Origin of the sequence: Streptomyces sp. A012304, assembly GCF_026008495.1 — a bacterium.
GTDB lineage: Bacteria > Actinomycetota > Actinomycetes > Streptomycetales > Streptomycetaceae > Streptomyces.
The window spans coordinates 1-14,722 of the sequence record NZ_BQUN01000004.1; the positions used below are offsets into that span (position 1 = coordinate 1).

Sequence of the window (14,722 nt, forward strand, 5' to 3'; positions counted from 1 at the left end):
GACCTCCAGATAGGCACCGGCGGCCCAGCCCAGCACGGCCTCGGCGAGGGCGACGGCGAGGCCGTCGTCGAGCTGCTTCAGCTGGTCGGCGGTGTGCGCGCAGTGCCGGCACCGGTCCAGGTGGGCGCGCAGGTCGGGGTCGACGTCGACGCCGCCGCGGCGCCAGGTGACGTCCAGCAGCCGGTGGTAGCGGTGGCACTCCTCGTCGACGGCGAGTTCACGATGGAGCTGGAGGCACTCCTCGCGCAGCCGCTCCCGGCCCCGGCGCAGCTCGACGCGGGCGCAGTCCTCCGCCAGGCCGAGCAGACCGGCCGGAACGGCCAGGGGTTCGGCCTCGACCTCGGTGTGCCACAGCAGGCAGCGGGAGGACTGGGGCAGCCGCTGGAACGCGCGGGACAGCAGGCGTCGGTTCGGGGGCGGGAGCAGGCGGGCGGCGAGGCGCTCGGTGTCGCCCTCGACGGCGCGCAGCTCGGCGTGGAGCAGGTCGCGGCGGCCGTCGGTGTCCCACTCGGCGGCGATGCGGCGCACGGTGACCAGGAGGTGGGGGCGCCAGGCGGCGGTGGGGCCGTTCTGCCGCAGGGTCTCTCCGAAGAGCCGGGTGAAAGCCGCCGTGGTGAGCATGCCGGCCGCGCGTTCCCCGTCGGCGCAGAGCCGGGCGTAGGCGAAGGCCGCTTCCCAGTGCCGGTCGAGGAGTTCACCGACGGGCTGCAACGCGGGCGAGGCTCCCGTCCAGTTCTTCAGCTCCGCGCTCAGCTGTTCGTCGGTCACCTCGAAGCGGCGCGCCGAAGGGGAATTCGACAGGCCTGCGTCATTCACGGGTGCATTCCTCCCGGGGACATGCGGCATAAAGTCCATACCAACGGGTATGCGAACCCGCCGAGCGGTGGCGGGGTCTCTCGCAAGGGGTCGGCATCTCGGCGTCCGCGTGACGCAGCTCTTGTGAAGCGTGGGGAGTCCGGACGAGAGGTGCCTCATGCGCACGGTGAGAGAAAATATTGTCCGTGCGCCGACAAGGCACACCTTCGCACAGGCGGTGGAGGCGGAACAAGGGATCTCACGGTTTTGTGCTTTGCGCACGGCGCGCACTCTTTTGACGGAACGTCAATCAGGGTCGGCGACACGGTTCGTCATACGGTTCGCCATAAGGGTGGTCCCTACATTTGTGTCCTTTTCGGGTGGGTGATTTGCGGCGCGCATTCCGTCCCGGTACGCGCCGGGCGGCATCCCGTACCGGGCTCGGAAGAGGCGGGTGAAGTGGAAGGGGCTGACGAATCCCGAGGCCGCCGCGACCCGTTCCACGGACAGCCCGGTGACCTCCAGCAACCGCGCGGCGTGCCGCAGCCGCGCCTCCCGCAGCGCCCGCATCGGTGACTGCCCGACCTGCTCGGTGAACAGGTGCGCGAAACGTGAGGGGGACAACGCGGCCTCCGCGGCCAGCGAACGCACGGTGTGCGCGGCGCCCGGGTCGGCGGCGATCCGGTCCTGGGCGCGTCGTATCCGGTCGTCACCGCCCGGCGGTGGCAGGGGCGAGCGCGCGGACGCGGTGGCGAGCAGGACGGCCTCCTCCAGCGCGCACAGCGCGAGCTCCCGGGCCACCGTCGCGTGGGCCACGGCGATGCCGGCAGGCGGGCCGCCCGGCAGGCCGGGACCGGTGGGCTGCTCCGCCCCGGGCAGGTCGCCGCCGGCCAGGCGGGCCCCGCTGTGCGCGCGCCGGAACGCGGCCTCCAGCCGCTCGCGCAGATCGTGCGGTACGGGGCCGACGACGTACACGCCGTCGCCGCTCTCGTAGGGGCGAAGCCAGGGGGTCCAGGTGGGGCGGGCCTGGCAGTGGGTCCACCAGAAGCGCCAGTGGGAGGCGTCGGGGTCGGTGGCGTAGCGGTGCGGGACGCCGGGCGCCAGGATCGTCAGGTCGCCCGGGCCGGCCCGGGTCCCGGTGCGGCCCTGGCGCAGGCGGCCCCGGCCGGACGTGGTCCAGGTGAACAGCCAACTGTCCGAGCCGTGTGGCCGGTTGACGCCGTAGCCGGGCCCCTGGTCGAAGTGGCCGACGACCACCAGGCCGAGCGGCGGGGACGGATCGCCGGGCGTGGCAGTCCCGGGCAGGTCGTCAGCACCCATGGGCATCCTCCGGGACCTCGCGTCCGCCTAGCGTGGCGGGCCGAGGGCAGCGCACCGAGGAGGGTACGCATGACAGTCATGGGCATCGACGCCGCCGGGGCTCCCATCCTGACGGACGCGGGGCTGCGGCAGTATCGGGAGGACGGCTTCACCGTCGTCCGCGGCCTGTTCGGGTACGACGAGGTCGAGCGGTTGCGGGAGGAGTTCACGGCGCTGCACACGGCCGGGCGGCGGGTGCCGGGGCATTTCGAGCCGCGTGCGGGCAGCGACCCGCTGGACGCCTGGCCGCGGGTGATGCACCCGCACGAGATCAGCCCGCTCGCCCGCCGGGTACTGCTGGACGCGCGGCTGCGCGAGGCGCTGGAGGCGCTGCTCGGCGAGGAGGTGCTGGCCGCGCAGAGCATGTACTACTTCAAGCCGCCGGGCGCCCGCGGCCAGGCGCTGCACCAGGACAACTTCTATCTGCGCGTGGAGCCGGGCACCTGTGTGGCGGCCTGGCTGGCGTGCGACGAGATCGGCCGGGACAACGGCGGTCTGGAGGTGGTGCCGGGCACCCACCGGATGGAGGTGTTCTGCCCGCAGCAGGCGGACGCGGAGGTGTCGTTCGCGCGCGAGTACGTGCCGCCGCCGCCCGGTCTGGAGCCCGTACCGGTCGACATGGCGCCGGGTGACGTGCTGTTCTTCAACGGCAGTCTGGTGCACGGCTCGCAGCCCAACCGCACCGCCGACCGGTTCCGCCGCTCTTTCATCGGGCACTACGTCGGCCGCTCGGCCGAGCGCATCGGGGAGTTCTACCGCACGCTGTCGATGAGCGGGGAGCGCGTCCCGCTGCCCGGGAGCGAGGGCGCGGGCCCGTGCGGCACCGGGTTCGAACCGCAAGCACCGCATTAGCGGCGCCTTGGTGGCCGGCGATCGGGTGGGGGACGTAGGGCCGCTCCGGCTCCTCGGTCTCCTGCTCGGTCGCGGGTGGCGGGCCCGGGCGCGTTGCTGCCCCCAGGTGACTGCACGGCGTGGGAGCCGCGGGCCGGGCGGCCCCTCGCGCATCCTCGGCGCAGGCGACCGGTGTCCGGCCGGTCGACGACCGCGGGAGGAACCCGGTGCCGACGCGACGGACCAAGCTCAGGACCCTGCTCGGAGCGGCCGTGCTGCCCCTCGCCCTCGTCTCCCCCGCGTGGGGTCTGCCCGGCCCGCCGCCGGCGCCCTCGGCCCCGTCGGCCGTGGAACCGGCGACGGTGTGCACGCCGGCGGGTGTGCTGTACGGCGAGGGCGGCCAGCGTGCGCAGGTCAGTCTGTGCGCGGACAGCGGCGGCCCGCTGATGGCGGTGTCCGCCCCGGCCGGCTGCCGGCGGCCCGGCTCCGGCGGCCGCCTGGCCTGCCTGACCTCGGGCACCTGGACCGCGCGCCGCTCCGGGACGGTGGTCGCCACCGGCACGCTCCCGGGCTCGCACGCGCACCCCGGCCCCGGCACCTACGACTTCACGGCCACCGTACGGGTCCGCTCCGAGCCGGCCGGTGTGGACGTCGTCGGCACGGTGCACGCGACGCTGACCCTGACCGCGCCGACGGCGGCGGGGGTCTGACTCACTCCACCAGGTCCAGCGCCCGCTCCCACGCGAACTCCGGCCGGCCGCCGTCCCCGGTGTCCGCGTCGCCGTAGGGGTCGCCGAAGCGCACGCCCATCCCGCGCAGCCGTATCAGGCTGTCCTGGTAGGCGGGGTGGGCGGCGAGCGCGTCGGCCACGCAGGGCAGCGCGGCGATGGGCACGCCGAGGCCGGCCGCCTCGCACAGGGTGCCCACGGCGAGGGTGTCGGCGATGCCGGCCGCCCATTTGTTGATGGTGTTGAAGGTGGCCGGGGCGACGACGACCGCGTCCGGCTCCGGGAAGGGCCGTGGGTCCGCGGGGCTCCGCCAGGCGGAGCGGATCGGGCGGCCGGTCTGCGCCTCGACGGAGTCGGCGTCGAAGAAGCCGTTCATGGCCAGGGGCGTCGCGATGACGCCGACGTGCCACCCCCGCTCCTGCGCGGCGGTGATGAGACTGCCGACGCCGGAGGCGACGCCTGCGGCGCAGACGACGACGTAGAGGAAGGGCGGCAACTCGTCCTGTTCGGTCACCCGCGCGACCTTACATAGTCGAGCCGCACGGCCCGCCGCCGGGTGAGGCGTCGGTGAGCTTCTCCCGCCGCGGGCGCGCGGCCCGGTGTCGGCGTCCTGCGCTCACAGGCCCGCGAGGGTGAGGGCGGTCGCCGTGACGGAGCGGGCGATCGCGGTCGCGAAGCGGGTGTCGTAGTCCTGGTCGAGGAGGGTGTCGCCGGGCGTGTGGTACTGCCGGGTGCCCGTGCCTTCCCCGCCGCCGGCGGCGGGGAACAGGTCCTCGCAGACGGCGACGGCCGCCCAGCCCCGCTCGTGGAAGCTCACATGGTCGCTGCGGCCGATCGCCGGGTCGTCGGGGCCGGTGAGCCGTTGGACGCGCAGGTCGCGGTCGAGGACGGGGACGGCGCCGGCGACCAGGGCGCCCAGCGCGTCGGAGGCGTCCTCGACCGGGCCCGGTACCGAGGAGCCCGAGTGGATCTCGACGGTGGGGGTGCTGCCGGGCCGACGACCGGCGATCATGTCCATCTGGAAGACGCCGGCGATGCGTTCGCCCGCCGCGGCGGCGGCCCGCGCGTAGAACTTGCTGCCGACCATGCTCTGTTCCTCGGCGTTGAAGAGCACGAAGCGCACGGTGCGGGCCGGTGTGGCGCCGTCCGCGAGGAGCGCGCTCAGGCATTCGGCCGCCGCCATGACCGCTGCGGTGCCGCTGCCGTCGTCGTCGGCGCCGGGTGCGGGATCCACGGCCGGGTCGTAGTGGCGGGGCAGGCCGTCCGGGCCGGTGAAGTCGCCCTTCGCCGCGGTGGAGTCCAGGTGCGCGGTGATGAGCACGCTGGAGTCCGCGCCGGGGACCCGGTGCTCGGCCTCCACGTTGAACAGCCGGCGCCCGTGCCAGCGGAACGGATGCAGTCGCACCCTGAACCCCAGGTCCCGGAAGCGGCGGGCCAGTGCCTCGACGACCCGTGGGTTGTCCTCGGCGGACACGTCCCGGCTGCGGACCGTCGTGGGCTCGCCGTCGTCGAGCGGTTCGACGCCGGAGATGCGGGCGACGTGGCCGCGCAGCACCTCTGGGGTGACGGCCGCGCGCACCGCGGCGATCGTGTCCGGGGAGGGCAGCCCGTCACCGGACGCGGCCGCGGCGGCCGGGTGCGCCCGAGGGTCCCGCGGGGGGCGGCCGGCCGCTTCCGGCGCCCGTGTCCCGCCCGGGCGGGACAGGAGGGCCGGGTCGGGCAGCAGCCGTTCGGTGTGGCCGGGTTTCGCGCCCGGCAGGTGCACCTGCTCGATCGGGACGTCGGCGGGCGCCGCGACGTAGACGCCGCCCGGTGCGGGGCCCAACGGGACGAGTGCCGGGGCCGCGGTCGCGGAGAGTTCCTCGACGACGCGGCCGAAGGCCGAGGCGGCGCTCGGCGCCGGCGCCGCGTTCGACAGCGGGCGGTCGTCGCGGATCAGGAAGGCGGCCATCTCCTGCACCGGGCCGCGCAGGTCCACGGCGAACCCGGCCTGTTCGAGCGCCTCCGTCCCTCGGGTGCTCGCCATGACCAGCACCAGCCGTTCGGAGGCGACGTGCAGGGGCACGACCTCGGTGTCGCCGACGACCGCCTCCAGCCGGCGCAGTCCCGCGCCCTCCGGCAGGGTGATCCGGGCGAAGTGGACGGGACGGTTCTCCAGGGCGGCGAGGGTGAAGACGGGGTGGGCCGCCGTGCGCAGCCCGGCCTCCCGGGCGAACGCGCGTTCCTGGGCGTCCTCCCCGACGAAGACGCACTGGTCGGCGGGGACCGCCGGGTCCTCCTCGGTCTCCGTGCCGGCGACCGCCTCGGTGAAGATGCGTCGGCTGGTCTTCGCGCCCCAGTGCAGCAGCGCGTTGTCGGTGAACCGGCCCGGGAACGCCTCGTGCAGGGCGGACGCGGCCTGCGCGGCGGCGGCTCGGCCCGGGCCCGGGTTGGAGATGACGCCCTTGCGCATGTCGCGGAAGGCGTCGAGGACGCTCAGGACACGCGGCCGGGGCAGCAGGGTCAGCGAGCCGTCGGCCTCGAATCGCGGGTCGGCCAGGGTCGCCCCGATGTCGAAGAAAAGGACGGGCATTTCAGCGCCTCCACGGAGTGGACCGGTCCCCGAGTCGACACGTTCTTTCCGCACCCGCGCGGTCTCTTTCCTTTCCTGCGGCCATTTCCGTCCGCTCGTCCGGCCGAGTCACCGCAGGTCACAGCGCGGGCTTTCCGCGTCCCATGCTCCTCCTGCGCCCCGCGGCCCCGCAACCCCCCTGATTCAGGGAATGGTTGACACCGCAAAATGTGAAGAGAAAACGAGAAAGGCGTGGTCGTTCCGGGCGGGGCGCGGCTGAGCCGAGTGCAGCAATGCGAGGAGCGGGGAGTGTCCCGGGCCGGAAGGCTTGGCGGCGGTACCGACCGAACCCTTTCGGGAGCCCTGATGCCTCTGTGCTGCGCACCACCCCGCCGCACCCCGTTCCGGGGACGCCTGCGGGCGACGGCCGTCCTCACCGTCTGCCTGGGGTCCCTCGTCCCGGCGCTCGTGTCCGGCGACGCCTCGGCCGTCTCGACGGGCACGCCCCGGCCGCCGGGCGATCGCGCGCTGGACCGCCTGATCGAGAAGTTCGTGGACGAGCCGGGCGGCCCGCCCGGTGTCATCGCCGTGCTGCGCGGCGACGGCGGGAGCCGGGTCGTCGAGGCCGGGGTCGCCGACCTGCGGACCGGCCGAGCGCCCCGCCCGGACGACCACATGCGGATCGCGAGCACCGCCAAGGCCTTCAGCGGGGCGGTGGCGCTGTCCCTGGTCGACCGGCGCCGGCTGAAGCTGGACGACACCCTGGGCGAGCGTCTGCCGCGACTGCCCGACGCCTGGGGCGCGGTGACGCTGAGGCAGTTGCTGAACCACACCAGCGGCCTGCCCGACTACACGGAGAGCCCCGCGTTCCTCCGCGTCCTGCGGGCCGACCCGCGCCATCGCTTCGACTCGCGGCGCCTGCTCGACCATGTGGCCGGTGAGCCCCTGCGCTTCGCGCCGGGCACCCGGTACCGGTACTCCAACTCCGACAACATCGCCGTCGCGCTGATGGCGGAGGCCGTCACCCGCACCCCGTACGAGCGGCTGCTGCGCGAACTCGTGTACCGGCCGCTCGGCCTGCGCGACACCAGCCTGCCGCAGGGCCACCGGATGCCGGCGCCCTACCTCCACGGTTACGACGTGACCGGGGCCCCGCCGCCGGAGGACGTCAGCGAGGTCCTCAGCGCCTCGGGTGTGTGGGCGTCCGGCGGCATCGTCTCCACCCCCGCGGACATGACCCGTTTCATCCGCGGCTACGCGGGCGGGAAGCTGTACGACCGGTCCGTGGTGCACCGGCAGCGGCGGTGGCGGTCCGGCGCGTCCGAGCCCGCAGGGCCGGGGCACAACAGCGTGGGGCTGGGCATCTTCCGCTACGCGACGCGGTGCGGGGTGGTGCTGGGGCACACCGGCAACTTCCCCGGCTACACCCAGCTGGCCGCGGCGACACCGGACGGCCGCCGCTCGCTGACCTTCACCGTGACCACCCAGATCAACAAGACGCTCACGCCGGCCCGGGTGAAGCGGCTGCGCGCTCTCCAGGAGGACTTCGTCTGCGCGTTGCTCGGCCGCCGGCCCTGAACCCGTGCAGGCTGCCGGGGTGCCGCCCCCGAGACCGGTCGCCGCCAAAACCGGTTGCCGCGGCAGGGGCCGCACCCCCACGATCTGGCCATGCGAACCCTCCTCTCCCCGCTGCCGCCGTTGTCCGCCGCCGTCCCTGCCGCGGCGCTCCAGCAGCAGCCCTGCCGTCCGCGGAGGCCCGAGCCCGCGCGCCGGTGACGGCCGCGCTCGTCGCCGGCCTCGTCGCGGGCTACGGCATCGCCGTCCCCGTCGGCGCGGTCGGGACCTACCTCGTCTCCCTCACCGCCCGCACGTCCCTGCGCACCGGTGCGTGCGCCGCGCTCGGCGTGGCCACCGCCGACGGGCTGTACGCCCTCCTGGCCACCCTCGGCGGCTCCGCCGTCGCCGCCGCGCTGCGCCCGCTGCTGGGGCCGCTGCGCTGGGCCTCCGCCCTGGTGCTGCTGGCGCTGGCCGCGTGGGGCGCGGTCACGGCCGTACGCCGCTACCGGGCCCACAGGCTCGCCACCCGGTCGCTTCCCGCCCCGCCGGGCCCGGCCCGGGCCTATCTGAGCCTGCTCGGCATCACCCTGCTCAACCCGACCACCGTGGTGTACTTCGCCGCGCTCGTCCTCGGCACCGGCACGACCGACGCCGTACGCCCTGTGGACCAGGGTGTGTTCGTGCTGGCGGCGTTCGTCGCGTCCGCGAGCTGGCAGCTGCTGCTCGCCGGGGGCGGCGCCCTGCTGGGCCGCGCGCTGACCGGACACCGGGGGCGGCTGGTGACGGCACTGGTGTCCAGCGGGGTGATGACGGCGCTCGCCGTCCGGATGCTGCTGTGACCTCCCTCCGGCCGCGGCCCCCCGCTGACCTCGGACGGGAACCGGCCCGGATGAAACGCGCCCCCGCCGGTGTTGACGTCGGACGCAGTCGGACGCGACACGAAGGGAACGGAAGACATGCCTCTTGAGGGCGAGTACGAGCCCAGCCCGACCAAGTGGGTGCGCGACCAGGTGGAGTTGTACGAGAGCTCCGGTGGCACGGAGGGGACGACTCTCATGGACACGGGTTGGCCCGTCATCCTGCTGACGACCCGGGGCGCGAAGAGCGGGAAGATCCGCAAGACGCCGCTGATGCGGGTGGAGCACGAGGGCCGGTACGCCGCGGTCGCCTCCCTCGGCGGGGCACCGAAGCACCCGGTCTGGTACCACAACGTCAAGGCGGATCCCCGGGTGCAACTCCAGGACGGCCCGGTGAAGCGGGAGATGACGGCCCGTGAGGTCACCGGCGCCGAGAAGGCCGAGTGGTGGGAACGCGCCGTGGCCGCGTACCCGCCGTACGCCGACTACCAGAAGAAGACGGACCGGGTGATACCGGTCTTCGTCCTGGAGCCGGCCGAGGGGCAGGCGTAGAGAGCCTCGGGGCATACGGAAAGACCGCTCGGAGAGATCCGTAAAAAAATTTCTGCTCGGGTGCGCATGGACGGTCCCGCGCCGGGCACCCGAGGATCAGGCCCCGCCGCGTTCCCCCGTCGCGGCGGGGCTTTTCCCTGCCGCGGACGGTTCTCACGCCAGTGCGCGGTGTCGTCCAGGGCCTGGTCGATCCGGCCCAGCGCACCGGTCAGCCGGGTGCAGTCGACTCGGGCGGGGAGGCCCCGGCGCGGGAGCACTCCAGGCTGATCTCGCCGAGGTGCGGTTCTCCAGGTCCTGCCGCCCACTCCGACGGGCTCGGCCACGTGCTGGCCGCGGGCCGCCCTGAGGTGGGCCGACCTGATCGCCTCGTCCAGCCGGCTGGAGCTCTACCGGCTGAACGGCCGCCGGCCGCCCCGGCCGGCCCCCCCTCGCCCCGTGCCGTCCGCGGAAAACCGTGCCGTCCGCGGAAAACGGGGAACGCGTTGAGCAGGACACACACCACCGCGGCGGGAGGAACCATGCGCGACGGGCGCGCCGGCAACAGCGCGTACGGGCACCAGGCGTTCGAACGGTCCCCGAGTCACTTCACCGACCGGATCACCGCCGACGGCCGGGACGGCTGGCCCGTGGAGCCGGGCCGCTACCGCCTGGTAGCCAGCCGCGCCTGCCCCTGGGCGAGCCGGGCGGTGATCTCCCGGCGGCTGCTGGGGCTGGAGGACGCGCTGTCGCTGGCGCTCACCGACCCCATCCAGGACGACCGCAGCTGGCGCTTCACCCTCGATCCGGGGGGCCGCGACCCGGTCCTCGGCATCCGCTACCTCGCCGAGGCCTACGAGCGGCGGGAGAAGGACCACCCGGGCGGGGTGAGCGTGCCGGCGGTCGTCGACGTGCCCAGCGGACAGCTGGTCACCAACGACTACCAGCGGCTCACCCTCGACCTCGCCACCGAGTGGACCGCCCTGCACCGCGCGGGCGCGCCCGACCTCTATCCGCACCGGCGGCGCGACGAGATCGACTCGGTCATGGCCGAGGTGTACGAGGACGTCAACAACGGTGTCTACCGGGCGGGTTTCGCCACCGGTCAGCGGGAGTACGAGCAGGCCTGCGCCTCGGTGTTCGGGCGGCTGGAGCGGTTGTCGTCCCGGCTGGCCGGGCGGCGCTATCTGGTCGGCGAGACGATCACCGAGGCGGACATCCGGCTGTTCACCACGCTGGTGCGCTTCGACGCCGTGTACCACGGCCACTTCAAGTGCAACCGCTGGAAGCTGACGGAGGATCGGGTGCTGTGGGCGTACGCCCGGGACCTCTTCCAGACGCCCGGCTTCGGTGACACCGTCGACTTCGACCACATCAAACGGCACTACTACCAGGTGCACACCGGCATCAACCCGACCAGAATCGTGCCGCTGGGTCCCGATCCCTCCGGGTGGCTGACCCCGCACCACCGCGAGGAGCTGGGCGGGCGCCCGTTCGGGGACGGGACACCGCCCGGCCCGGTACGCGCCGGCGAGGAGGTGCCGGCGCGGGGCCGCCCCTGACCCCTGTTGTCCTGCTCGTCCTACGCGAAGGAGGCCCCCGTGGGCAAGAAGCAGAAACTCCCCCTCGTCTACCAGCCGATCGGCTTCGTGTTCGGCTGGGCGAGCGGATGGCTGGCCGGCCTGGCCTTCCGCAAGACATGGAAGGCGATCCGGCACGAGGACGACGCACCCGACGCCCTGGACCGCGACCGCGGCTGGGGGGAGGTGCTGCTGGCCGCGGCGATCCAGGGCGCGATCTTCGCGGCGGTGCGCAGCGCGGCGGACCGTACGGGAGCGAAGGCGATCGAACGGTCCACCGGTGTGTGGCCGGCGAAGGAGAAGGGGGGCCGGGACTGAGGTGCCGGCCGGGCCGGTCGCGCCGGCGCCGACGGGCAACCGGTGACGTTCCGGGCCCCGCCGTCCCGGGAAGGGCGGCGGGGCCCGGACCCGTCACCCGGGGAAGTCGACCCAGTTGAGGCAGACCGTGGAGGACTTCGCCTCGTTCGTCACCCCGTTGACGGTGAACCGCACGGTGCCGCCGTAGGGGCCACCGGTGGCTCCGGCTCCCCAGTCGTAGCAGTCGGGGACGGCCGCCGTGGGTCCGTAGCAGGCTCGCTGGGTACCGCTGCTCAGCGTCATCTGCTCGCAGGAGGCGTCACCGAAATCGCTGGTGATGGCTCCGGAGACGGTGACGGCTCTGCCGGAATGATTGTTCACGACGAGAACGACCTGGGCGCGGCCCAGCTCGCTGACGACGAGACAGCCTTGGAAGTTCACCCCGCCGACGGCGGTGTGCGCCACGCTCTTCTCGCAGCTGGTGATCTTGCCGACGGACTGCCACTGCGGCGCGGCCACGGCAGTGCCGGAACCCAGGATGACGCTGCCGAGCACGGCAGCTCCCGCCGAAATCGTCTTCACTGTTCGACGCATGGCGCCCCCCTCTGTGATGTTCGACCACGAGATTCGAACACTAGATCAATTCAGAGGGGGGCGCCCTTCGCTTTTCGGACAACCGGTCGAGGCGGAGCCGTGAGCGGGCAGGGTGCCGTCAACCCTGCTTCGGGGCCGTGGGCGGCAGGCGGCGCAGGGTGAAGGAGTGGCCGGCCGGGTCGGCGTAGCCGCGCTCCTCGTAGGGGCCGGGGGCGCCCTTGGCGTCCAGGGGGCGGCCGCCCAGGCTCACGACCCTGCGTTCCGCCTCGTCGAGGTCCTCGACGAGGAAGTCCAGGTGGGCCTGGAGGGAGTTCTCGGGGCGGGGCCAGCTGGGCGGGGTCGCGTTCATGTCGCGCCGGAAGGCGAGCCGGGTGCCGCCGGCGCCCGTGACCTCCACCCGGTTGGCGGTCGCGAGGGTCTCCTCGGCGTCCAGCAGCCCCTTGTAGAACTCGGCGAGCTTCTCGGGCTCGGCGCAGTCGAGCACGACGAAGCCCGCATTCACCAGTGCCATGTCTCCTCCGCGGGTTCTCGGCAGCGGGGCGGACGTCCGCCGCCCCGGACCATGCGGATACCCCGGTTTCAGTCGGCCACCAGCCACGTCCCGTCGCGCATCAGCTCCCGTCCCTCGATCTCGTTCGCCGCGCGCCAGGCCTGGATCCGTCGCGGCAGGACCCGGAAGTAGAGATAGGGCGCGGCCAGCCGGCGGGGGTCGAAGCCGGTCTTGCCGGCGAAGATCTCGGCGTCCTCCTCCGGCAGGTCGGCGGGCGGCACGGACGTCGCGGTGCCCTCGACCATGACGACGTCGTCGGTCGGGCCGATGCCGAGGCGCACGGCGCCGCTGCTCAGCAGGTTGCGGCCGGTCGGGCTGGTGGCGGGTGTGGCGAACAGGAAGGTCGCGCCGTCCCAGACGAAGGACAGCGGGACCAGGTAAGGGGCCGCGCCGTCCTCGGCGGCCGTGGCGACCCAGGCGTCGATGTCCTGTTCCAGCCGGTGCAGGGTGTCCTTCTTGCGTTGCTGCGCGGAGCGTGCGGGTGCTGAAGTCATGCCTCCAGTGTGACTGCCGTCACCGACAACGGCCGGGATTTCCTGGACAGGTGTCCAGCTATAGTGGACACCTGTCCAAGACAGCTGTCCATGACACCTGTCGAGAAGAGAGAGACGAGAGACGAGGCAGGACATGGAAGCCGTCGCGAACGTTCTGGTGGCGCTGGTGGCCGCGCTGCACGTGTACATCCTGGTGATGGAGATGTTCCTGTGGCAGCGGAAGCCGGGGATGTCGTTCCACGGCTTCGACCGCGAGATGGCGCGGCGTACCGCGGCGATGGCCGCCAACCAGGGGTTGTACAACGGCTTCCTCGCGGCGGGCCTGGTGTGGGGACTGGTCGCGGCCGACCCGACCGGGTTCCGCGTCCAGGTCTTCTTCCTGGCGTGCGTGATCGTCGCGGGTGTCTACGGCGCGGCCACGGCCAACGTCCGCATCCTGGTGGCGCAGGCACTGCCCGGCGCCATCGCCCTGGCCGCCGTGCTGCTCGCGCGGTGACCCGCCCCGAGCCCGGGGACCCGCGGGCCGCGCGCACCCGGGCGCGGCTGCGTCAGGCCCTGCTCGCGGAGTGCGCCGAACGGCCGCTGGCCGAGGTCGGCGTGGCCGCCCTGGTCCGCCGGGCGGGCGTGGGCCGGGCCACGTTCTACGTCCACTACGACGACCTGGAGGCCCTCGCGGTCGACGCCTGCGCGGACGTCGTACGCGAGGCCGTGGAGGCGTTGCACGCCTGGCGGGGGCGGCCCGATCCGGTGCGTGCCCCGGCCGCGCTGGCGGAGTTCTTCGCCTCGCTCACCCCGCACACCGCGCTGTACCGGACACTGCTGGCGCCGGGCGGCGGAGGGCCGCTCGGCCGGGTCCTGCACCGGGACCTGCGGGCCTACAGCCTGCGGGAGAGGGAGCGGGCGGGCGCGGCGGACGCCCCGCTCGTCGCGTCGGCCGTCGCCGCCACCTTCGCCGGGGTGCTGGCCGACTGGCTGCACGGGCTGCTGGAGGCCACGCCCGCCGACATCGCCGATCAGGTGTGGCAGCTGCTGGTCGCGCTGCACGCGAGCCGCTGAAGCCTCACATGCATCCCACGCCGTCCTTGGCCGAAGGCCAGGCCTCCACGCCGTCGGGTGTGCGGACGTACGCCGTGGTGCGGTCGTCCGTCAGCCACAGCTGCCGGTCCCCGAGGCGGTAGCCGGTGTCGCGCGCGTCGGCGGGCATGCGGACGTCGCCGTCGTAGGGCGCGGTGAGCATGCCGGGTTCGAGGACGCCCTCGGGGTCGCGGACGTACGTCATGGCGTCCGGGCCCCGGCCGAGCGCCAGGAAACGCGCCTCCTGCCAGCCGCAGTGCTCGGCGCCTGCGGACGAGTGGATCCTGGAGACCGGCTGCCGCTCGCCGTGCGCGTCGGTCCAGATCTCGTACCAGGAGGCGTCCGTGAACTCCGCCGGGAGTTCGGCCGGGTCGCAGGAGGCGTTGGTCTCCGGCCCCCAGCCGGGCCGGCCCTTCTGGTCCCGGGCCACCACCACCGCCACCTTCGTCCTTCCGGCGACGTCGAAGGAGTACAGGACCCGGTCGGCGCCGCGGCGCTCCACTCGGTAGCCGTGCCGGGGGACTTCGGGCTCGAACATGTGGAAGTAGAGCTTCAACCCCTCTTCGGGTGTGCCGCCCCCGTCGCGTCCGCTCCAGCCGTCGGGGCCGCCGCCGTGGTAGATCTCCCCGTCGCACTCCAGGGCCCGCCCCGCGGCGCCGGACCCGGCGTACAGCGCCTGCGGGGAGTCCTCGTCCAGCGCCCGGGTGGGGAGGTCCAGCGGGCCGTCGTACGGAGCCGGGGGCGGTGTGCCCTCGACGACGACGGCCGGCCCGCCCCCGTCGCCGCACGCCACCGCCGCCACGGCCGCCAGCACCGTCACCGCCACGAACCCTCTGCGCATGCCCGCCCCTGTCTCCCGGTCGACCTCGTGCTCCTGCGACGCCGGGAGGGGACGCAACGTTCAGCGGGTCGCCGTGGGACGGGACC

16 protein-coding genes and 1 pseudogene are annotated in these 14,722 nt (G+C 73.8%); 9 read left to right on the forward strand and 8 right to left on the reverse strand.

Annotation, left to right across the window (positions count from 1 at the left end; translation table 11 throughout):
• Together ALMP_RS01570 and ALMP_RS01575 are read right to left on the reverse strand one after the other, a co-directional pair.
• Positions 1 to 816 (reverse strand): annotated as a pseudogene (locus tag ALMP_RS01570) (hydrolase); the annotation flags it as partial.
• A gap of 285 nt (positions 817 to 1,101) precedes the next feature.
• Complete coding sequence (locus ALMP_RS01575; RefSeq protein WP_264924116.1) at positions 1,102 to 2,115, reverse strand: helix-turn-helix domain-containing protein; 1,014 nt, start codon at positions 2,113 to 2,115, stop codon at positions 1,102 to 1,104.
• Positions 2,116 to 2,184: 69 nt separating this feature from the next.
• On the opposite strand from ALMP_RS01575, the gene ALMP_RS01580 reads away from it, so the two are divergent.
• Positions 2,185 to 3,006, forward strand: coding sequence for a phytanoyl-CoA dioxygenase family protein (locus ALMP_RS01580; protein WP_264924118.1), 822 nt, complete (start codon positions 2,185 to 2,187; stop codon positions 3,004 to 3,006).
• Between the two features lie 206 nt (positions 3,007 to 3,212).
• Entirely contained in the window at positions 3,213 to 3,695 is a 483-nt protein-coding gene (locus ALMP_RS01585) for a hypothetical protein (protein WP_264924119.1), read from the forward strand.
• Between the two features lies 1 nt (position 3,696).
• Here ALMP_RS01585 and ALMP_RS01590 read toward each other — a convergent pair whose 3' ends face one another.
• A complete protein-coding gene (locus tag ALMP_RS01590) occupies positions 3,697 to 4,227 on the reverse strand; it encodes a flavoprotein (protein WP_264924120.1) in 531 nt (176 codons plus the stop codon).
• 102 nt (positions 4,228 to 4,329) lie between these two features.
• Entirely contained in the window at positions 4,330 to 6,285 is a 1,956-nt protein-coding gene (locus ALMP_RS01595) for a M28 family metallopeptidase (RefSeq protein ID WP_264924121.1), read from the reverse strand.
• Positions 6,286 to 6,630: 345 nt separating this feature from the next.
• Here ALMP_RS01595 and ALMP_RS01600 point away from each other — a divergent pair, with 345 nt between their 5' ends.
• The 5 genes from ALMP_RS01600 (at position 6,631) to ALMP_RS01620 (ending at position 11,104) form a co-directional block, all read left to right on the forward strand.
• Positions 6,631 to 7,842 carry a serine hydrolase gene (locus ALMP_RS01600; RefSeq protein WP_264924122.1) on the forward strand — a complete coding sequence of 404 codons (1,212 nt, stop codon included), beginning with the start codon at positions 6,631 to 6,633 and terminating at the stop codon, positions 7,840 to 7,842.
• Positions 7,843 to 8,036: 194 nt separating this feature from the next.
• The gene (locus tag ALMP_RS01605; protein ID WP_264924123.1) at positions 8,037 to 8,660 is read left to right on the forward strand and encodes a LysE family transporter; all 624 of its coding nucleotides are present in this window, start codon (positions 8,037 to 8,039) and stop codon (positions 8,658 to 8,660) included.
• 117 nt (positions 8,661 to 8,777) lie between these two features.
• Entirely contained in the window at positions 8,778 to 9,230 is a 453-nt protein-coding gene (locus ALMP_RS01610) for a nitroreductase family deazaflavin-dependent oxidoreductase (protein WP_264924124.1), read from the forward strand.
• A gap of 518 nt (positions 9,231 to 9,748) precedes the next feature.
• Positions 9,749 to 10,768, forward strand: a complete 1,020-nt coding sequence (locus ALMP_RS01615; RefSeq protein WP_264924125.1) for a glutathione S-transferase family protein — start codon at positions 9,749 to 9,751, stop codon at positions 10,766 to 10,768.
• 39 nt (positions 10,769 to 10,807) lie between these two features.
• The gene (locus ALMP_RS01620) at positions 10,808 to 11,104 is read left to right on the forward strand and encodes a DUF4235 domain-containing protein (RefSeq protein ID WP_264924126.1); all 297 of its coding nucleotides are present in this window, start codon (positions 10,808 to 10,810) and stop codon (positions 11,102 to 11,104) included.
• Positions 11,105 to 11,197: 93 nt separating this feature from the next.
• Here ALMP_RS01620 and ALMP_RS01625 read toward each other — a convergent pair whose 3' ends face one another.
• The 3 genes from ALMP_RS01625 to ALMP_RS01635 all read right to left on the reverse strand — a co-directional run bounded on the left by ALMP_RS01625 (position 11,198) and on the right by ALMP_RS01635 (position 12,721).
• Positions 11,198 to 11,677 carry a hypothetical protein gene (locus ALMP_RS01625; RefSeq protein ID WP_264924127.1) on the reverse strand — a complete coding sequence of 160 codons (480 nt, stop codon included), beginning with the start codon at positions 11,675 to 11,677 and terminating at the stop codon, positions 11,198 to 11,200.
• A gap of 118 nt (positions 11,678 to 11,795) precedes the next feature.
• Positions 11,796 to 12,188 carry a VOC family protein gene (locus tag ALMP_RS01630; RefSeq protein WP_264924129.1) on the reverse strand — a complete coding sequence of 131 codons (393 nt, stop codon included), beginning with the start codon at positions 12,186 to 12,188 and terminating at the stop codon, positions 11,796 to 11,798.
• A gap of 68 nt (positions 12,189 to 12,256) precedes the next feature.
• Entirely contained in the window at positions 12,257 to 12,721 is a 465-nt protein-coding gene (locus tag ALMP_RS01635) for a pyridoxamine 5'-phosphate oxidase family protein (protein WP_264924130.1), read from the reverse strand.
• 133 nt (positions 12,722 to 12,854) lie between these two features.
• Here ALMP_RS01635 and ALMP_RS01640 point away from each other — a divergent pair, with 133 nt between their 5' ends.
• Positions 12,855 to 13,217 (forward strand): DUF1304 domain-containing protein, encoded by a 363-nt coding sequence (locus ALMP_RS01640; protein WP_264924131.1) that lies wholly within the window; start codon positions 12,855 to 12,857, stop codon positions 13,215 to 13,217.
• Positions 13,214 to 13,777 carry a TetR/AcrR family transcriptional regulator gene (locus ALMP_RS01645; RefSeq protein WP_264924132.1) on the forward strand — a complete coding sequence of 188 codons (564 nt, stop codon included), beginning with the start codon at positions 13,214 to 13,216 and terminating at the stop codon, positions 13,775 to 13,777. Before ALMP_RS01640 ends, ALMP_RS01645 begins: the two co-directional genes overlap by 4 nt.
• 4 nt (positions 13,778 to 13,781) lie before the next feature.
• Here ALMP_RS01645 and ALMP_RS01650 read toward each other — a convergent pair whose 3' ends face one another.
• Positions 13,782 to 14,636 (reverse strand): hypothetical protein, encoded by an 855-nt coding sequence (locus ALMP_RS01650; protein ID WP_264924133.1) that lies wholly within the window; start codon positions 14,634 to 14,636, stop codon positions 13,782 to 13,784.
• Between the last annotated feature and the right edge of the window lie 86 nt (positions 14,637 to 14,722).

Coding starts and splice junctions, on each gene's coding strand:
- ALMP_RS01575 (WP_264924116.1), bottom strand. CDS start 2,115: ATGGGTGCTGACGACCTGCCCGGGACTGCCACGCCCGGCGATCCGTCC.
- ALMP_RS01580 (WP_264924118.1), top strand. CDS start 2,185: ATGACAGTCATGGGCATCGACGCCGCCGGGGCTCCCATCCTGACGGAC.
- ALMP_RS01595 (WP_264924121.1), bottom strand. CDS start 6,285: ATGCCCGTCCTTTTCTTCGACATCGGGGCGACCCTGGCCGACCCGCGA.
- ALMP_RS01600 (WP_264924122.1), top strand. CDS start 6,631: ATGCCTCTGTGCTGCGCACCACCCCGCCGCACCCCGTTCCGGGGACGC.
- ALMP_RS01610 (WP_264924124.1), top strand. CDS start 8,778: ATGCCTCTTGAGGGCGAGTACGAGCCCAGCCCGACCAAGTGGGTGCGC.
- ALMP_RS01615 (WP_264924125.1), top strand. CDS start 9,749: ATGCGCGACGGGCGCGCCGGCAACAGCGCGTACGGGCACCAGGCGTTC.
- ALMP_RS01625 (WP_264924127.1), bottom strand. CDS start 11,677: ATGCGTCGAACAGTGAAGACGATTTCGGCGGGAGCTGCCGTGCTCGGC.
- ALMP_RS01630 (WP_264924129.1), bottom strand. CDS start 12,188: ATGGCACTGGTGAATGCGGGCTTCGTCGTGCTCGACTGCGCCGAGCCC.
- ALMP_RS01635 (WP_264924130.1), bottom strand. CDS start 12,721: ATGACTTCAGCACCCGCACGCTCCGCGCAGCAACGCAAGAAGGACACC.
- ALMP_RS01640 (WP_264924131.1), top strand. CDS start 12,855: ATGGAAGCCGTCGCGAACGTTCTGGTGGCGCTGGTGGCCGCGCTGCAC.
- ALMP_RS01650 (WP_264924133.1), bottom strand. CDS start 14,636: ATGCGCAGAGGGTTCGTGGCGGTGACGGTGCTGGCGGCCGTGGCGGCG.